Here is a 17,361-nt window from a genome sequence, read left to right as displayed (position 1 = left end):
CCATCGCGCCGAGAGTACTGCGGGGTCAGCCCGTGGGAGGCCAGGGCGCCGCTGACCGGTGGACGGCACCGAGCCGTACGCTTGAACTGAGAAGGGGGAGGCCTCGCGGCCTCCTCCTTTTTTGCGTTATATACACGTTGTACTTTGGGACCTAGTTCCCCCGTATGCGCTCTTACTGTTTGGCTGTATATTGAGTCCTTCTAGTGTATTTGAGCGATAATTACTCGCATTGGCGTTAGGGAGGGCTTGATGTTTACCGTATTTGTCTTGGGCAATATTGCTTCGGGTAAGTCGACTGCCTGCCGCTATTTCGAATCTCGTGGCGCTATGCTAATCGATCTGGATGAGCTTGCAAAATCGCTGTATGTGCCGGGCTCTGATATCGTCAATGCTCTCGCGGATGAATTCGGTTGGGACATTTTGGATGAGGATGGCGGCATTCGCCGCAACATCCTCGCTTCTCGAGCTTTTGCTTCTCCTGATTCGGTCGCACGGCTCAATGGCATTGTGCATCCCGTTCTCATTGAACAGCTTTCGCTTAGGATTCTCGATCCGGTTTGTTGTACGGTTTCGTCTCCCCGTTATCCCTTTGCGGTGGTCGAGGTTTCTGCTCCGACTGGTTTTGAGGATGCATTTGGCTTGGCTGATGAAATTTTGGTCATCAGCGCCCCTTTGTCAGTTCGTCGCGAGCGCGCTATTCAACGTGGCATGGAGCCATCTGATTTCGATGCCCGTTCTGCTTGCCAGCCCGAAGAGTCTGCGCTGTGCAATCTCGCTACAACTGTGATTGACAATGCGGCAGACGATAACTCGCTCTTTGAACAACTGGACGCATGGCTTTCGTGCCATGGGTTCGGGGATGTAGTGGATAAGGAGGAGGCCGATGCCTAAGACACGTTTCCTTACGTGGTATCGCCTTATACCGCTGGCTACCGTTTTTGCCTTCGGCCTTATCTCATTCGTTTACTCGTATGCTCCTGCCGCTTTCTTTAAGCCGCTGTATCCGATTGACTACGAGGCGTATGTAAAGCAATCCAGTATTTCGCATAATCTGGATCCGTATCTGGTGTGCGCTGTCATTAAGTCTGAATCGAATTGGGATTCCGAGGCCGAGTCGAATCAGGGTGCTCAGGGATTGATGCAGCTGATGCCCGAGACTGCCCAGGATATGATCGCCAAAGGCCTTGTCGACGGTGGCGAGTATTCGGCCGACAACCTTAACGATCCGGCTACGAATATCGAGTTTGGCTGTGCGTATCTCTCGTATCTTCTAGCGTATTTTAACGGGTCGACTGACAGTGCCATTGCCGCCTATAACGCCGGCATGGGCAATGTCGACGGATGGGCGCAGCAGAGTACGTCGCTTCATAATGCAATCACCTTTCCCGAGACGCAGGCTTATCTGATCCGCGTCAATAATGCCTGGGTTCGATATAAGACTCTCTATCCCGATCGGTTCGTATAGGACTAAGCCCACCGCCTGCGTATACTGCAGATGTATGAGTTAGGAGTATCCATGGCGGAATTTGAAGTAGAACGCGTTGGTGGTGAACTTAAGCGCTTTGGCGTTGAGGGCGCTGATGTGCCGTTTAAGGTCGTGTCTCCATACGAGCCCGCTGGTTCCCAGCCTAAGGCCATTGAGTCGCTTGTACGGGGCGTGAGGGACGGAGACCGCTATCAGGTTTTGCTGGGTGTGACTGGTTCGGGTAAGACTTTTACGATGGCCAAAACCATTGAGGCCTTGGGTAAGCCGACCCTTGTCATGGCTCCGAATAAAACGCTCGCCGCTCAGCTTGCGAGCGAGCTCAAAGAGTTCTTTCCCAATAACGCTGTGGTCTACTTCGTCTCGTACTACGACTACTATCAGCCCGAGGCGTATGTGCCACAAAGCGATACATATATCGAGAAAGACTCCTCGATTAACGAAGAGGTCGAGATGCTGCGCCATCAGGCGACCGCGTCACTGCTCTCTCGACGCGATGTGATCGTCGTTGCATCGGTCTCGTGTATCTATGGCATTGGCTCTCCAGAGGACTATGCGGGCCTAGCTCCAAACGTCGACAAGAAGGTGCCGCTCGAGCGCGATGACTTTATCCATGCACTTATCGACATTCAATATGATCGTAATGACTATGACCTGGCACGCGGCACGTTCCGCGTGCGCGGCGATGTTGTCGACGTGTATCCGCCTTATGCCGAGCATCCATTGCGGTTTGAGTTTTTTGGCGACGAGGTCGAGTTGATTGCCGAGATCGATGAGGTCACCGGTGAGATGCTTCGTGAGTACGAGGCCATCCCCGTATGGCCGGCATCGCACTACGTGACCGAGAAGCCGAAGGTCAAGGCGGCTCTGAAATCGATCAGCGAAGAGTGCGAGAAGCGCGTCACAGAGCTCAAGGCGACCGACAAGTTGCTCGAGGCGCAGCGTCTGCAGCAGCGCACCGATTATGATCTTGAGATGCTCGAGACGATGGGCTTTTGCAACGGCATCGAGAACTACTCGCGTCATCTGGACGGTCGCAAACCGGGCGAGCCGCCGTTTACCCTAATCGATTACTTTCCCAAGGATATGCTCTGCATCATCGATGAGAGCCATGTGACGGTGCCGCAGATTCGCGGCATGCACGAAGGTGACCGCTCGCGTAAGGTGACGCTGGTGGAACACGGTTTTCGCCTGCCCTCGGCGCTCGATAACCGCCCGCTTCGTTTCGATGAGTTTGAGGCGAGGATTCCCCAGTTCATCTACGTCTCGGCTACGCCGGGCGACTATGAGTTGCGCGTGAGTCAAAACGACGTTGAGCAGATCATTCGTCCGACCGGCCTGCTTGATCCCAAGATCGACGTTCGTCCTGTCCGAGGCCAGATTGACGATCTTGAGGACGAGATTCGCGAGCGCGTGGCCCGCAAGGAGCGCGTGCTGGTGACCACGCTCACCAAGCGCATGGCCGAGGACCTGACCGACCATCTGCTTGATGCCGGCATTAAGGTCAACTACATGCACTCTGATACGGCGACAATGGACCGTGTCGAGATCCTGCGAACGCTGCGCGAAGGCAAGATCGATGTTCTCGTTGGCATCAACCTGCTTCGCGAGGGCTTGGATCTCCCCGAGGTCTCACTGGTGGCAATTCTCGATGCCGATAAGGAAGGCTTCTTGCGCAACCGCCGTTCGCTGATTCAGACGATTGGCCGTGCGGCCCGTAACGCCGATGGCGAAGTCATCATGTATGCAGACGTTGTGACCGATTCGATGAAAGAGGCCATCGAGGAGACGCAGCGCCGTCGTGAGATTCAGATGGCATATAACGAAGAACATGGCATTGTGCCCAAGACAGTGCGCAAGGCCATCAACGACATCTCAAGTTTTATTGCCGAGGCCGAAAAAACCGTGGGCTCCAAGGGACGCTCGAAGGGCGACTCTCTTGGCCATGGCGCATTCTATACGCCCGATGAGTCGGGCGAGGGCGGTGTGCCGGAAACGGTGGCGCCCGAGCAGACACTTGCGGAGCAGTTGGAAGAACTGCCGCATGACGAGCTTGTGCGGATCGTCGAAACCATGGAAGAGGATATGCGTAACGCTTCTGCCGCTATGGACTTTGAGGAGGCGGCGCGCCTGCGCGATGCCGTCGTTCAGATTCGGGCGATGCTCGAGGGTGCGTCTGAGGACGAGACGATCGAGCGCTTACGCTCGCAGGCCCGCAAGGGTTCCACGTTCGCATCGGGCAGAAAACGCCAGGGTGCACGGTTTAAGAAATAGCGAACAGGCCCCGAGTTCTCTGTGGAGCTCGGGGCCTATGTCTTTTGCGCGCTGGAATTTGTGCGTTAGAGGTCTGCGATCAGGGCTTCAGCACAACGGATGCCGTCGGTGGCCGCGCTCATGATGCCGCCGGCATATCCAGCTCCCTCACCACAAGGGTAGAGGCCCGGGGCCGACACGGCATGGCACGTTCGGTCTCGGGTAACAGTGACCGGTGAGCTCGAACGAGTCTCCACGCCGGTAAGAACGGCATCGGGACGGTCGTAGCCTCGTAGCTTTTTTCCGAGTAGGGGAAGTCCCAGGCGGAGCGACTCGACGATATGCTGCGGTAGGGCTTCGTCAATTGCCGTCCAGGTCACACCGAGCGGATAGGTGGGCTTTACCTTTCCGGGCGCCTTGCTGGCGCGTCCTGCGAGGAAATCTCCGACGAGTTGTGCCGGTGCGTTCCAGTTGGAACCGCCCAGGCGATAGGCGGCCGCCTCGCAGGCACGCTGGAGCTCGATGCCGGCGAGCGGGTCATCGTTGGGAAGGTCTTCAGGCGTGACGTTAACGAGCAGGGCGGCATTTGCGTTGCGTCCGTCGCGGGCATTGAGACTGGCCCCGTTGACGCACAGATGGCACGGTTCTGAAGAGGCGGCAACAACCTGTCCGCCGGGGCACATGCAAAACGAGAACACGCTGCGGCCGTTGGGAAGATGGGCAACAAGTTTGTAGGGGGCCGCCCCGAGCGCTGGATGTCCCGCCGAGGCTCCATATTGGGCTCTGTCGATGTCGCGTTGCGGATGCTCGATGCGAACGCCCATGGCAAAGGTCTTTTGTGCGAGGGCCACGTTGTGGTCCTTAAGGAGCTCAAAAATATCGCGAGCAGAATGCCCGCAGGCGAGGATGAGGTGCTTTGTCTCGATTGGCTCGTAAGCGGCGTCTTGGGACGATTGGACATCAATACCGGTGATGGCGCCAGACGCGTCGATGCGAATGTCGACGAGCTTCGTTCGATAACGGACGACACCTCCGAGCTGCTCGATGCGCTGGGATATAGCGGTGACAACCTTGGGAAGGATGTCGGAGCCAATGTGCGGCTTGGCATCCCACAGAATATCGCGGGGCGCACCCGCCTCGACGAAGGTTTCGAGGATAAGGCGATGGGCGGGATTTTTTGTTCCCGTATTGAGCTTGCCGTCCGAGAAGGTCCCCGCGCCGCCCAGACCAAACTGAATATTGCTCTCGGGGTCGAGGATGCGCTCCTTTAGAAAGAGGTCGATCGCCTGCGAGCGGCGAAATGCCGGGTCGCCGCGCTCGATAAGCAAGGGCTTAAGACCTGCTTTGGCGAGCGTGAGCGCAGCGAAAAGGCCGGCGCATCCGGCGCCGACAACGACAGGGCGTTCTTGAGGTGCGTCGGAGACGGGGGAGGGGAATGAAGGCTCATCGTCTTCTATCGCGCGTACGCGCGAGCGGTCACGCTCGGCAACGCTGTCGACCGCTTCTCGCTCGAGGTGGGGACTAGTCAGCTCAACACGAAAGCTCAGGATAAAATGGACGTCTCGTTTTTTGCGAGCGTCGATTGACTTGCGGTGGAGTTCGATGGACTTGATCTCGGAGTCCTTGCAACGTAGGATGCGCTTGGCGACTCGCTTGCCAACAATGAGGCAGGTATTTTCATCGCCGGCTTCATCGAGCGACACGTTGACTTGGGTGATTTCGATCATCGAGGTCTCCTTAGAGGCAAGAAAGAGGCCGTCCGGTATCCCAGACGGCCCGAATGCGTTTTTGATTATAGACTGCGCGGCTACAGGCTGCTTGCAGCGCGAATGCCCGAGAGCCAGGCCCACGCAAGGTTAAAGCCTCCGCAATCGGCGTCGATGTCGAGCGCTTCGCCGCAGACGTAAAGCGGGGCGTCGACAGCGCTGCTCGCGCGTAGACTGGGTGTTGAGATGCTCTCGACAGATACGCCACCACGCGTGACCTGCGCCGAGCGCTCCTCGGCTGTTCCCTCGACGAGCAACTTAAAGTGCTTGAGGATCGAGACCAGGTGGATGACATCGTTGGAGCCTGGATGGCACTGCTCGAACGCCGTGCAGACGACGCGGGAGAGTTGCGGGGCGAGCATGCCGTCGAGCCAACGGGGATCGCGGGGCGAAAAGCCGCCGAGCAGCTCAACGCGCCGGTTGAGCATATCGAGCAGCTCGTCTTTGGAGAGGTCGGGGAAAACGTCGAGCAGGATCGTATCGCCGTGCTGGATACGACGGGAGAGGTTGAAGACAGCGACGCCCGAGATACCGAAGGTTCGAAACAGGACTTCACCGTCTTCGTGCCAGAGCTCATTATGATTGCGGGCGAGCGTCAAGCGGGCGCGGACGCGCAGGCCATCCAACGTCTTGATTGCCGCCCGATCGCCGACGACCGTTGCCGATACGGGGCAGAGGATGGGGCGCAGCGAAGTGAGGGGGAGGCGAAACGTATCGGCGATACCAGTGGGGTTGCCACCCGTGGCGATAATTACGGCATGTGCCTGCAGGGCCTCGTTCTTGCGAGGGACATCGGCGAGCGCTTTCCGAAGCGAGCGGAGCTCCGATTTTCGGTCGTCGCGCTTTTTTGCCTTGAGTGCCCGCGCTGGACGGTCTATTTGGAGTGTCCAGCCTTCGGAAGCTTTGCGCGCCGTGGCAATATTGGCTCCGCAGATTAAGGTGATACCTAGGCGGTCGCAAACGTTGAGAAGCGCGTCGCGCACCGATTCGGCGCGAAGGGAGCGCGGGTACAGTCGGCCTTCCTCGGAGGTTGTCATGATGCCCAGCGAGGAGAAGAAACCCATAAGCTCTTGTTCGGGTTGGGGGCCCATGACAGATTCGACGAATGCGGGGTGGTTATACCGCTGAGGATCAATCGATTCGTTGGAGAGGTTGCAGCGGCCGTTACCGGTCGCAAGGAGCTTAAGGCCGCAGGCGACATCGCGCTCAACGATGCAGACGCTTTTGCCAGCACGTGCGGCCGTAATGGCGGCGGCGAGGCCTGAAGCCCCGCCGCCGATTACCAGGACGTCATAGAAGGCGCTCGTGTTCACTTAGGCCTCGTCGGTCTCGTGCGGGGTAATAGCCTCGACGGCAGAGACTGCCTTGGGCAACATGCCATCGGGCAGCGCGGTCTCAACCTCGCCCTTATCGCAGGCCTCGGCGAGTGCCGGATTAATGGGAAGCGTGCCCAAGATGTCGAGGTTATAGCGCTCTGCGACCTCGGGGAGCTTGCTCTTGCCAAAGACCTCGATCTTCTTGCCGCAGTCGGGGCACTCAATATAGCTCATGTTCTCGACGATGCCCAGAATGGGGACGTTCATCTTCTCGGCCATGTTGACCGCCTTGGCGACAATCATCGAGACCAGATCCTGCGGGCTCGTGACGATGACGATGCCGTCGACGGGCAGTGACTGGAAGACGGTGAGCGCGACGTCGCCTGTTCCCGGAGGCATGTCGACCAGCAGGTAGTCGATGGGGCCCCACGAGGTCTCGCTCCAGAACTGCCTGATGGCGCCTGCGATGACCGGACCGCGCCAAAGGACGGGGTCGGTCTCGTTTTGGAGCAGAAGGTTGGAGCTCATGACCTTGACGCCGTGCTCGGAGATTTCAGGCAGCATGAGGTTGCCAAGGGCATGGACGTGGCGTCCGCTCATACCGAACATCTTGGGGATAGAGGGACCGGTGATGTCGGCATCGAGGACGCCGACCTTGTGGCCGTGACGGGCAAGCTCGGTGGCGATGGCACCGGTGACAAACGACTTGCCGACACCGCCCTTGCCGGAAAGCACGGCGATGACGCGTTTGACCTCGGACAGCGTATTCTCCTCAAATTGCGACGGCGACGTTTGTCCGCCGGCGGCCTGTGCGTGCTCGCAACCCATGTATGACTCCTTTGTATATGTTGGGGCCGGGGCCCCGTGATGTGACACGAGCGTCATTGTACCCTCGTTTGCGAGCGGGAGTCATTTACGATGCATTTGGGCCGAGCGTGCTTGCAATACGATGGGTCCAAGCGAATGGGCGGGCTTACTGAACTTTGCTGGCGAACTCGAGGTATTGCATGCGCTGCAGCTTGTTGATCGTCGAGGCGTATGGGCTGTCTTCAGATTCCAAGTCGTAGCGCAGCCCGTCGGTACCGAGGTAGCCGGCGACATTGATGGTGGGCACATCTGACCTTGTTGCAAGCAGAGCCTTTTGATAGTCGGTGAGCGGGGCGCCGATCTTATTAAGGGTAATGGCTGCAACCTCGTTTGCCCCGACGGTGTCGTAGACGTTGAGCTCGGTATTGCCGGCGATTTCATAGTTAGCCCAGACAAAATATGTCGACTGATAGATACGGAAAGCGTGGCTTGCCGTATCTTCCTGAGGGTACAGCTCGTCGTTGAGAGTCGTTGCGGCGCTCGGCTGATGGTCGCCAAAAAAGACAAGGACAACCGGTCTGCCGATATTGCGGAGCTCGTTGATAAAGTACTCGAGGTCCCGGTCGGATGCGTTGATGCAGGTAAGATAGGTGTTGAGCGCGCTATTGGCACCCTCGCTGGCTCCCTCGACCCAATAGTTTGTAAGCTCCTCGGCGGGAACGGTGCCATAGTCGTAGCCGCCATGATTTTGCATCGTGACGTCAAAGATGAACTGCGGGGCTTCGTCGGTTCTAAGCAGGTCGAGTATCTTGTCGTAGGTGGCGTAGTCGCATACGCCGGCATGGTAACAGGGCGCACCTTCGAAATCGCCGATTGAAAGAAAGTCTCCAAAGCCCAGCTGCTGATAGATTTTATCTCGATGGTAGTTGACGGGGTTTTGCGGGTGCATAGCGGTAGCGGTATACCCAAGCTCCTTAAGGTCCTTTGCCAGGCTGTCGACGCCATTCATCTGATATAGCTGATAGGGGATTTTGCCTAATCCGACAAAGGCCGTTGTCGCTCCGGTCAAAAATTCGAATTCGGAGTTCGCCGTTCCGCCACCGGCGACCGAAGCGAGCATGGTGCCGCGAACAAGTGTGTCGGGAAGCGAGTTGTAGAATGCGGGGCCGGTGTACCCGGCCGCCTGGAGCTGCTCAAAGCACGAAAGGTCGCTAAAACTCTCATTCATGACGGCAACAATCGTCGGCTTGATTTCATTGAACTGGGCAACGGCCGCCGCGCGCTGCTCGCTCGAGCCATACGTGCTGTCGTAGGTGGCGGCGAGCTCCTGCTCGATGCTCTGCGCCTCATCGGGCGTATAGTCTTCGGGCTTCTCAATGGGCAACTCGTTGACCATTTCGGTGAACGAAGTGATAAAACCCTGAGACGCATATGTGGTGATGGGCTGCCAACGGTCAAATCCAAAATTCAGCGCCTGCTCCAAGTCGATGCTGGAAAAGCCCGAGAGCCCCACAACGGTCACTAACAGAAAAGCACAGAGGTTAGCGGCGATTGCGGGGAAGACATGGGTGGGCGTACGGAGCTTTCGCGGACGGATAAGCGAAAGAAGCCCCAGGGAAATCTCCAGCAGGGCGAGAGAGGTTACGATTCCGGCGGTAAAGGTAAACTCGTATCCCTCGCTCACCTCCATTGCGGTGCCAAGGGCCAAGATATCGCTTGGCAGGATGGCTTCGCCTTTAAACGTTATGACGAAGTGCTCGGCAATGCCAAGGATGCAGCAGGCGACGGGCACGAGGGCCATGACGCCTCCATGACGCTGTCCCAGCAAATAAAGGGAGAGCAGAACCGTCGCGAGCAGCCCGACGGAAAACCCGAATGAGTTGGCGGGAATGCGATAGAACGTTTCGTTGCAGGCAATTTCGAGTGAAACGAACGAGAGCGCTGAAACAGCGGCGATGACAAGGATGTCACGGCAAATACAGGCAACCGTTCCCGTCGCAAGATCGGTTTGGTCGATAAGTCCCGAAACCAAGGGCTCGACAAGAAGTATGACGGCGGCAGCACCGAGCGCCGAATAAGAAAGGACCCATAGGGAACTGTCCTCATTTACGAGCAATTGATTCGTAATCCATGCAGCTACCATGCCGAGCGGGATGAGGAGCGTCGCGCACCAAAAGACGCGGGCAATGGGTGGCTTTTCATTGTGTTTGATTGAAAAATACACGCGCACGACGACGGTGGCCACGATAAGGATGGCGATGAATATGGGCAGATTGGCCATGTCACTCGAAGTGATTTCAAGGGGGATATCTTCGGTCATGGACGTTCCTCTGTTACGGCAAATTAAGTTCAGTATTAGATTACTGTAACCTTTCCACGGCATTTCGAGAAACAAAGCGCCCGATACGCAAAGCTAAAGGTCTGCGAATCTTGTATTACGAACATCTGTGCGCGTCGAGTGCGCTAAACTCATCGACAGTATGATTCGATGCAATAGGAGGCAAGGAGCTTCCATGTCTGATTCTTCTATCGTTATTCGCGGCGCTCGTGAGCACAACCTCCGTGATATCGATGTTTCCATTCCGCGTGACCAACTCGTGGTCATTACCGGTCTTTCTGGCTCGGGCAAGAGTTCGCTGGCATTTGACACTATCTATGCCGAGGGCCAGCGTCGATACGTTGAGAGCCTTTCGAGCTATGCGCGCCAGTTCTTGGGCCAGATGGACAAACCCGACTTGGATTCAATCGACGGCCTTTCGCCGGCGGTGTCGATTGACCAAAAGACGACGTCTAAAAACCCTCGCTCGACGGTTGGCACCGTAACCGAGATTTATGACTATCTGCGCCTGCTGTTCGCCCGTGTGGGCACCCCGCACTGCCCCGAATGCGGCCGCGTCATTGAGCGTCAGACGACCGACCAGGTTGCCGACAAGGTCTTGGCGGCGGGGGAGGGCCGCCGCGCGTTTGTGCTGGCACCGGTGGTGCGCGGGCGAAAAGGCGAGTACACCAAACTGTTTGAGGACCTTCGCGCCGAGGGCTTTAGCCGCGTGCGTGTCGACGGTGAAGTGCGCTCGCTCGACGATCCGATCGATCTGGACAAGAAGTTCAAGCACGATATCGAGGTCGTGGTCGACCGCATCGTGATTCGGGAAAACTCTCTGGGCCGCATCGCCGAGTCTGTTGAACAGGCGACTGCCTTGGCGCACGGCAATGTAAACGTGTACATGCTGCCCGATCGCGATGCTCCCGAGGGGACCGAGGGCGAACTGCTGGAGTATTCGTTGGCCTTGGCGTGCCCGGAGCATGGACACTCCATTGACGATCTTCAGCCGCGTGATTTTTCGTTCAACGCTCCCTATGGCGCATGTCCTGAGTGCGACGGCCTGGGCTTTAAGAAAACCGTTGATGCCGAGGCGCTGATTGAGGACCCCTCGAAGTCCATTGCCGACGGAGTCTTTGGTAGCCTGTTTGGCAATTCGAACTACTATCCGCAGATTTTTGCTGCGGTCTGCAAACACTTTAAGGTGAGCGCCGATACGCCGTGGGAGGACTTGCCCCCTCGCGTGCGTCGTGCATTCTTGGATGGCCTGGGCGATACGAAGATCTCGGTCGACTACCAAAAGCTCGACGGACGTCGTAGCCAGTGGGATACAAAGTTTTCGGGCGTTCGCAACATCCTGTACGAACGCTATGCCGAGACGACGAACGAGAACACCAAGGCGCGCCTGGAGAAGTACATTCGCGAGGAACCGTGCTCGAGCTGCCACGGCGCTCGTTTGCGCCCTGAGATGCTCGCCGTCACCGTGGGCGGCAAGTCCATTTACGAGGTTTGTTGCCTGTCGTGCCGTGAGTCGCTCGAGTTTTTTGAGGGCTTGGAACTTACCGAGCGTCAACGGTTTATCGGCGGCCGTATCGTCAAGGAAATCCTGGAGCGCTTGCGTTTTCTGGTCGATGTTGGACTCGACTATCTGACGCTCGATCGTGCTTCGGCGACGCTTTCCGGTGGCGAGGCACAGCGTATTCGACTGGCAACGCAGATCGGCGCGGGTCTCATGGGCGTGCTCTATATTCTGGATGAGCCCTCGATCGGTCTTCATCAGCGTGACAACGAGCGCCTGATCAAGACGCTCGAGCGCCTGCGCGATATCGGCAATACCGTTATCGTCGTCGAACACGACGAGGATACAATCCGTGCCGCCGACTACGTGATCGACATGGGGCCCGGCGCCGGCGTCAACGGCGGACACGTAGTCGCGGCGGGAACGCCTGCCGATATCATGGCGTGTCCTGAGTCGATGACGGGCGCTTATCTGACCGGCAAACGAATGATCCGGGTGCCTGATGAACGGCGCAAACCCGGTCGCGGCTGCCTTAAAATTACGGGCGCTCGAGCCAACAACCTCAAAAACGTTACTGCCAAGATCGAGTTTGGTACGCTTACGGTTGTTACCGGCGTGTCGGGATCGGGCAAGAGCTCCCTAGTTACCGACACCATTGCGCCTGCCCTTACGAATGCCATTCACCGCTCGACGCGCCCTGTGGGTCCGTATAAGAAAATCGAGGGCATCGAGTGTATCGATAAGGTTATCGATATCGACCAGTCGCCGATTGGCCGCACGCCGCGTTCCAACCCTGCTACCTATATCGGCCTGTGGGATGATCTTCGCGCACTGTTTGCGAGTACGCCGGAGTCGAAGGCGCGCGGCTACTCGCCAGGTCGTTTCTCCTTTAATGTGAGTGGCGGGCGCTGTGAGGCGTGCAAGGGCGACGGACAGATCAAGATCGAGATGCACTTCCTTCCCGATATCTACGTTCCCTGCGAAGTTTGCGGCGGTAAACGCTACAACCGCGAGACACTCGAGGTCACCTATCGTGGCAAGACCATCTCGGACGTGCTCGACATGAGCGTTACCGAGGCGCTGGCCTTCTTTGGGAATATCCCGCAGATTAAGCGCAAGCTCCAGACGCTGTACGATGTAGGCTTGGGCTACGTGAGCCTGGGCCAGCCCGCCACGACGCTTTCGGGCGGCGAGGCGCAGCGTGTAAAGCTCGCCAAGGAGCTTCATCGACGCCAGACGGGCAAGACGTTCTATATTTTGGACGAGCCGACGACCGGCCTTCATTTTGAGGACGTCCGCCAGCTGCTCGATGTACTGCAGCGCTTGGTCGATGCGGGCAACACGGTGCTGGTGATTGAACACAACCTTGATGTCATCAAGGTTGCCGACCGCCTGATCGATATGGGTCCCGAGGGCGGTAACGGCGGCGGAACCGTCGTGGTTTCGGGTACACCGGAGCAGGTTGCGGACTGTCCGCAGAGTTATACGGGCAAGTTTTTGGCGCCGTTGCTCAGGCGTGACCGGGAGCGCCAGGCTCAACTTGATGCTCAATAAATAGGCGATTCAGTTTATGGGCGCCATCGACTCCTTGTGATTCGATGGCGCTTGCTGTGCCGAAGTGACGTATGCAGCCGAATTGGACATATACTTAATCCTTGCGTCCGAATGCGAGGGAAAGGATATGTCATGGCAAAGGCTGTAAAGACGCCAAAAACCAATGCGATGCGCGAGCTGGAAAGCGCCGGCATTTCCTATGTTCTACATACGTACGAAGACGATGGCGATGAGTCGGTGGGCCTGGGGGTCGCGATTTCGGAGCAGCTTGGCGAGGAGCCCGGTCAAGGATTTAAGACTTTGGTCTGTGTGACACCGTCCAACGACTATGTCGTGTGCTGCATCCCTGTTGCCGACGAGCTCGATCTAAAGTCCGCCGCGCGTGCCGCGGGGGAGAAGTCCTTGGCCATGATGCATGTGAAGGATTTGCTTGCGGCGACTGGCTACGTTCGCGGCGGCTGCAGCCCGGTCGGTATGAAAAAACGCTACCGGACGCTCATTGATGAGACATGTGTCCTTTGGGATACCATTTTTATTTCGGGAGGCAAGCGTGGTTATCAGCTCGAGCTTGCACCCGATGATTTAATTGCATTTTGCGGGGCGACGGTTGCCGCGATTACGAGAGAGGACTGAGCGATGCCGCAGGAAGAATTGAAGCGCGGAGCTCATTTTGCAAAAGAATCTGCGCCTCAGACACCCTCATCCGAAGCTTCTTCGTCGCGAGATGACACTGACGACATGGGCTCGTCGGACTACTCCACGGTTGGTCGTTCCGCCGGGCTTATGACCATCCTGACTATCGTGTCTCGCGTCACCGGTTTTATCCGCACGTGGGCAATGGCGGCCGCTATCGGCATGTCGCTACTCTCGTCCTCCTATCAGGTCGCCAACAACCTGCCCAATATGCTCTACGAACTCGTGATGGGCGGCATGCTCGTGACGGCGTTTTTGCCCGTGTACATGGGCGTGAGGCGTGAGCAGGGTCGCGAGGCCTCAAACGAGTACGTGGGCAACCTGCTCGGCATTCTGCTTTTGGTGCTGGGTGGCATTTCGTTGCTGGGGACCGTGTTCGCCCCGGGCTTTATCTGGACGCAATCGTTCCTTTCGGGTGACGGCGGCAGCATGGATACCGCTGCGTTCATGTTCCGTTTCTTTGCCATCCAGATTCTGTTTTATGGTTTGGGCTCGGTGTTCTCGGGCGTTCTCAACGCACACCGCGACTACTTCTGGTCGACGTTTGCTCCGGTCCTCAACAATGTGATCGTCATTGCGAGCTTTATGGGTTTTGCGCCCGTGTCCGCACAGTTTGGCGAACGTGCCGGCATCATCTTGATTGCGGCCGGTACGACCCTCGGTGTCTTTGTTCAGATGGCATGTCAGATCCCCGCGCTTGGCAAGCACGGCGTGCACCCCCATATCCATATCGACTTTAAGGACCCCGCACTGCGGCAGACGATTGCGCTCGGTATCCCGACGCTGCTCGCCACGGTGTGCATGTTTGTCTCGACTTCTATCACCAACGCTGCCGCGCTGGTGGTCCAGCCCGAGACTGGTCCTTCCGTCATCGCCTATGCGCGCCTGTGGTACACGCTGCCCTACGCGCTGATTGCCGCCTCGCTTTCGACGGCGCTCTATACCGAGCTCTCTCACGACGCGCAGGAGAAGGATTACGACAGCGTTCGCACGGGCATTTCGCGTGGCGTCGCCCAGATGCTGTTCTTCCTGATTCCGTTCGCGCTGTACCTGATTGTCTTCGCGCGTCCGCTCAACATGATCTACTGTGCTGGCAAGTTCGATGAATCCGGCGTGACGCTGGTGTCCGAGTACCTTGTCTACCTGGCGCTCTCGCTGCCGCTCTACGGCGTGGTCGTGTTGATGCAGAAGAGCTTCTCTGCCTTGCTCGACATGAAGCCCTATAGTCGCTATTGCCTGTATTCTGCCATCGGCCAGGCCGGCTCGGTTCTGCTATTTGGCGTTGTGCTGGGCTTCGGCATGCCGGCAATCGCGCTTTCGTATGTCGTCGACTACGTGATCTTGGTCGGTTGTTCGCTGTGGTGGCTGCGTCGTCGTCTGCGTGGCCTTCAGGTCAAATCTATCCTACATGGCGGTTTCTTTGGCCTTTTGCTCGGTGGCCTGGGTGCTGCCGCAGGCGCCGGCGTCATGTGGGCGCTTGAGCACTTTGTCGGGGCGCTTGAGCACTTTGTCGGGGCGCTTGGCGGTTCGATTCTGATTACTCTTGGCTATGTTTGCGTTGCGGGTGTCGTCTCGCTTGCTGTTACCTTTGGCCTTGCCGTCGTCCTTAAGATGCCCGAGGTCTCGGCGCTGCTTCGTCGCAAGTAGGTGCGCGTGGCCGGTCACGACAACATTCCAACGCTTGCCGAGCAGGTTTCGCGCGTTCCCACACAGCCCGGATGCTACCTTTGGAAGGATGCCAAGGGCGATGTCATCTACGTGGGCAAGGCGAAAAACCTACGCGCCCGCATGCGTCAATACGTGACACTGCAGGATGAGCGTCAAAAGATTCCGCTGATGATGCAGCTGGTGGCGAGCTTTGACTATATCGTGGTGGAGACCGAGCATGAGGCGTTGGTGCTCGAGCGCAATTTGATTGGTCAGTACCATCCGTACTTTAACGTCGACCTCAAGGATGACAAGAGCTACCCCTTTATCGCCATTACAAAGGGCGACCTGTATCCCGCTATCAAATATACGCGTGAGCGTCATAAGCCGGGAACGCGCTATTTTGGACCCTATACCGATAGCCGTGCGGCACGTGAGACGATAGATACGCTGCGCAAGGTTATTCCCATCTGCTCCGCATCCTGTGCGGAGTGGCGTCGTTGTCGCCGTATCGTTGAGTCCCACAAGGGCGAGGAAGACATCGTCAATATGATTTGCGCGCAAAACGGGCGTCCCTGCTTTGACTACCATGTCGGGCGCGGCCCGGGTGCGTGTGTCGGCGCGATTTCCCCGGCAGACTATGCCAAGAACGTCAAGCGTGTCGAGCGCTTTTTGTCGGGCCATCGCAAGGATGTCGTCGATGAGCTGACCTCCGAGATGACGGATGCCGCCGAGGCGCTCGACTTTGAGCGCGCGGCACGCGTCAAACGTCGTTTGGAGGTCATCAGGGGTCTGGACGATCGTCAGCAAGTCGTTTTTCCCTCCAGTGTCGATATCGATGTCATCGGGTTCTATCGCGAGGAGACCATCTCCGCCGCTTGCGTCTTCGTCGTTCGCGAGGGCCGAACAGTTCGCACCTGCGAGTTCATTCTCGACAAGGGTCTTGATGTTGACGAGGAAGAGCTCCAGTCGGGCTTTCTTAAGCGCTATTACGACGAGACGGCTGATATTCCAGCTGAGGTCAACCTTTCCGTCGAGCTTGAGGATGCGGAGGCGCTGGGGGAATGGCTTGCGGGCAAGCGCGAGCGTTCCTGCCATCTCCATAGGCCGCAGCGTGGCGAAAAGCACCGTTTGCTCGATATGGCATCCAAAAATGCGCGCCATGCCCTCATGCGCTACATGATGCGAACGGGGTACGCTGACGACCGCACCAATCAGGCGCTCCTGGAGCTCGAAAGCGCGCTGGCGCTGCCAGCGCCGCCGATGCGTATCGAGTGCTTCGATATCTCGACGCTGCACGGAACCTTTACCGTCGCCTCGATGGTGGTGTTTACCAACGGACGCGCCGACAAGAGCCAGTACCGTCGTTTTAAAATTCAGGCCGAATTGGACGAGGCAAACGACTTCGTGTCGATGTCCGAGGTTTTGGGACGACGCTATGCTCCCGAGCGCATGGCCGACGAGCGCTTTGGATCGCGCCCCGATTTGCTCGTTGTCGATGGCGGTAAGCCGCAATTGACCGCTGCGATCAAGCAACTTGAGGCTCTTGGGCTCGATATACCAGTTTGTGGCTTGGCAAAGGCCGATGAGGAGGTTTTCGTGCCTTGGGACGAGACTCCAGTCGTGCTTCCGACCGGGTCCGCGTCGCTCTATCTAATCAAACAGGTGCGCGATGAATCGCACCGTTTTGCCATCACGTTCCATCGCGAATTGCGCGATAAAGCCATGACGGTTTCGGTACTCGATGACGTTCCAGGCGTGGGACCCACCAGAAAACGTGCCCTTATGCGCCATTTTGGCTCGATGAAGCGTTTGCGCGCGGCGAGCGAGCAAGAGATCGCGGAAGTTCGAGGCGTTCCGGCCGATGTCGCCAAAGCGGTCCACGAGGCACTTGTTGCATGGAATGCCGAACGCGCCCAGGCATCGGCCAACCGTTCCGAAAACTAAACGTGCTTCTAAACAACTGATATACATGATTGGCCGATTTTCAATCATTTATTTCG

The 17,361-nt window shown here is 57.6% G+C and carries 11 protein-coding genes; 7 read left to right on the top strand and 4 right to left on the bottom strand.

Annotated features, from left to right (window positions below; translation table 11 throughout):
* The first annotated feature begins 249 nt into the window (after positions 1–249).
* The 3 genes from coaE to uvrB are packed head-to-tail and all read left to right on the top strand — an operon-like array spanning position 250 to position 3,757.
* Entirely contained in the window at positions 250–891 is a 642-nt protein-coding gene (gene coaE, locus I4W09_RS07560; protein ID WP_195503702.1) for a dephospho-CoA kinase, read from the top strand.
* Positions 884–1,465: a lytic transglycosylase domain-containing protein gene (locus tag I4W09_RS07555; RefSeq protein ID WP_195503703.1), complete on the top strand. Its 582-nt coding sequence runs from the start codon at positions 884–886 to the stop codon at positions 1,463–1,465. The genes coaE and I4W09_RS07555 overlap by 8 nt, the downstream gene beginning before the upstream one ends.
* A gap of 51 nt (positions 1,466–1,516) precedes the next feature.
* Complete coding sequence (gene uvrB / locus I4W09_RS07550; protein ID WP_196033324.1) at positions 1,517–3,757, top strand: excinuclease ABC subunit UvrB; 2,241 nt, start codon at positions 1,517–1,519, stop codon at positions 3,755–3,757.
* A gap of 65 nt (positions 3,758–3,822) precedes the next feature.
* Here uvrB and I4W09_RS07545 read toward each other — a convergent pair whose 3' ends face one another.
* The 4 genes from I4W09_RS07545 to I4W09_RS07530 all read right to left on the bottom strand — a co-directional run bounded on the left by I4W09_RS07545 (position 3,823) and on the right by I4W09_RS07530 (position 9,945).
* A complete protein-coding gene (locus I4W09_RS07545; protein ID WP_196033321.1) occupies positions 3,823–5,463 on the bottom strand; it encodes an NAD(P)/FAD-dependent oxidoreductase in 1,641 nt (546 codons plus the stop codon).
* An 80-nt stretch (positions 5,464–5,543) separates the two neighbouring features.
* A complete protein-coding gene (locus tag I4W09_RS07540; protein ID WP_195544113.1) occupies positions 5,544–6,815 on the bottom strand; it encodes an NAD(P)/FAD-dependent oxidoreductase in 1,272 nt (423 codons plus the stop codon).
* Positions 6,816–7,646, bottom strand: coding sequence for an Mrp/NBP35 family ATP-binding protein (locus I4W09_RS07535; protein ID WP_006236172.1), 831 nt, complete (start codon positions 7,644–7,646; stop codon positions 6,816–6,818). It lies immediately after the preceding gene.
* Positions 7,647–7,791: 145 nt separating this feature from the next.
* On the bottom strand, positions 7,792–9,945 hold the full coding sequence (locus I4W09_RS07530; protein ID WP_196033318.1) for an LTA synthase family protein: 2,154 nt from the start codon (positions 9,943–9,945) through the stop codon (positions 7,792–7,794).
* 193 nt (positions 9,946–10,138) lie between these two features.
* Between I4W09_RS07530 and uvrA the strand changes: the two genes are divergently transcribed.
* The 4 genes from uvrA (at position 10,139) to uvrC (ending at position 17,305) form a co-directional block, all read left to right on the top strand.
* The gene (uvrA, locus tag I4W09_RS07525) at positions 10,139–13,018 is read left to right on the top strand and encodes an excinuclease ABC subunit UvrA (RefSeq protein ID WP_196033316.1); all 2,880 of its coding nucleotides are present in this window, start codon (positions 10,139–10,141) and stop codon (positions 13,016–13,018) included.
* A 132-nt stretch (positions 13,019–13,150) separates the two neighbouring features.
* A complete protein-coding gene (gene ybaK, locus I4W09_RS07520; RefSeq protein ID WP_006236166.1) occupies positions 13,151–13,651 on the top strand; it encodes a Cys-tRNA(Pro) deacylase in 501 nt (166 codons plus the stop codon).
* Positions 13,652–13,756: 105 nt separating this feature from the next.
* Positions 13,757–15,358: a murein biosynthesis integral membrane protein MurJ gene (murJ, locus tag I4W09_RS07515; RefSeq protein ID WP_196033313.1), complete on the top strand. Its 1,602-nt coding sequence runs from the start codon at positions 13,757–13,759 to the stop codon at positions 15,356–15,358.
* A 6-nt stretch (positions 15,359–15,364) separates the two neighbouring features.
* The gene (gene uvrC, locus I4W09_RS07510; protein WP_022094869.1) at positions 15,365–17,305 is read left to right on the top strand and encodes an excinuclease ABC subunit UvrC; all 1,941 of its coding nucleotides are present in this window, start codon (positions 15,365–15,367) and stop codon (positions 17,303–17,305) included.
* Positions 17,306–17,361 lie beyond the last annotated feature (56 nt).

This window comes from Collinsella aerofaciens (genome assembly GCF_015670795.1).
GTDB classification, from domain to species: domain Bacteria; phylum Actinomycetota; class Coriobacteriia; order Coriobacteriales; family Coriobacteriaceae; genus Collinsella; species Collinsella aerofaciens_Q.
The sequence above is the reverse complement of the archived record's forward strand: the minus strand, read 5'-3'. Positions and strand labels throughout refer to the sequence as shown.

Coding starts and splice junctions, on each gene's coding strand:
- murJ (WP_196033313.1), top strand. CDS start 13,757: ATGGGCTCGTCGGACTACTCCACGGTTGGTCGTTCCGCCGGGCTTATG.
- uvrB (WP_196033324.1), top strand. CDS start 1,517: ATGGCGGAATTTGAAGTAGAACGCGTTGGTGGTGAACTTAAGCGCTTT.
- ybaK (WP_006236166.1), top strand. CDS start 13,151: ATGGCAAAGGCTGTAAAGACGCCAAAAACCAATGCGATGCGCGAGCTG.
- I4W09_RS07555 (WP_195503703.1), top strand. CDS start 884: ATGCCTAAGACACGTTTCCTTACGTGGTATCGCCTTATACCGCTGGCT.
- I4W09_RS07530 (WP_196033318.1), bottom strand. CDS start 9,945: ATGACCGAAGATATCCCCCTTGAAATCACTTCGAGTGACATGGCCAAT.
- coaE (WP_195503702.1), top strand. CDS start 250: ATGTTTACCGTATTTGTCTTGGGCAATATTGCTTCGGGTAAGTCGACT.
- uvrA (WP_196033316.1), top strand. CDS start 10,139: ATGTCTGATTCTTCTATCGTTATTCGCGGCGCTCGTGAGCACAACCTC.
- I4W09_RS07535 (WP_006236172.1), bottom strand. CDS start 7,646: ATGGGTTGCGAGCACGCACAGGCCGCCGGCGGACAAACGTCGCCGTCG.
- I4W09_RS07545 (WP_196033321.1), bottom strand. CDS start 5,463: ATGATCGAAATCACCCAAGTCAACGTGTCGCTCGATGAAGCCGGCGAT.